At 65.0% G+C, this 961-nt stretch carries 1 protein-coding gene and 1 pseudogene; one reads left to right on the top strand and one right to left on the bottom strand.

All coding sequences use genetic code 11. The features are described from left to right. Window positions 1-183, bottom strand: a pseudogene (locus ASF20_RS23165) (IS630 family transposase); the annotation flags it as partial. A 106-nt stretch (window positions 184-289) separates the two neighbouring features. Between ASF20_RS23165 and ASF20_RS06375 the strand changes: the two are divergent. Next, window positions 290-961: IS110 family transposase (locus tag ASF20_RS06375; RefSeq protein WP_056272159.1), on the top strand; the 672-nt coding region annotated here is incomplete at its 3' end.

Below are 961 nucleotides of genomic sequence, written 5' to 3'. Positions count from 1 at the left end.
GGGCATGACCAAGCCTGCCCCGACGCCCCGGGCCGGGCAGATCGCCCCGAAGATGTAGGCCGAGGCCGTGCGCTGGTCCTTGGGGGCCGAGGGTCGCGTTCCGCCCTTGGCCCAGCGTCGGGTCAGGGTGTTCTTCTGGCCGATACGGGCCTCGTCACAGAACCAGACTTCTACCGGCTTGCCGCCGACAGCCTGCGCGATGTCCGCCAGACGGTCGGGGAAGTCTTTATGGGATGGCCCGCTCCTCACGTCCTAACGGTACGCTGTTGGCGACAGGAGGAGAGGACCGATGATCAAGACACCCATCGCAGTGCTCGGGATCGACCTGGGCAAGTACACCTGCAGCTTGGCGGGATTGGATATAAATGGGGCCATCGTGGTTCGGCGCCGCATGACGCGCGAGGCCGTGATTGCCTTCGCGGCGAGCTTGCCGACCTGCATCGTCGCGATGGAAGCGTGCTGCGGCGCGCACTTCCTCGGTCGCACGCTCGCTGCACAGGGCCACACGATCCGGCTGATGTCGCCTGAGTACGTCCAGCCCTACGTCAAGGCGCAGAAGACCGATGACCGCGATGCGGAGGCGATTGCCGAAGCCGCGACACGACCGACCATGCGGTTCGTCTCGCTCAAGAGCGAGACGCAGTTGGACCTGCAGGTCCTGCATCGAGCCCGCGAACGCCTCGTGCTTGCACGCACCAGCTTGATCAATCAGCTACGCGCGGTGCTTCTGGAGCGTGGCATCGTTCTGCCGAAGGGCCGCCTCGTCCTGATGCGTCGCTTGCGAGAGATCGGGGTGGACGAGTTGCCCGTAAGCGGTCGAACCCGCAGGCTGATCGAGGATCTCTGCGAAGAAGCATCGGCCCTGGACGAGCGAATCAGAGCCTATGATGAGGAGTTTGCCGACCTGACGCGCACCGATGAGCAGGCGCGACGCCTCAGCAGTATCCCCGGCGTCGGCATA

Source organism: Methylobacterium sp. Leaf88 (assembly GCF_001422795.1).
GTDB lineage: Bacteria > Pseudomonadota > Alphaproteobacteria > Rhizobiales > Beijerinckiaceae > Methylobacterium.
The sequence above is the reverse complement of the archived record's forward strand: the minus strand, read 5'-3'. Positions and strand labels throughout refer to the sequence as shown.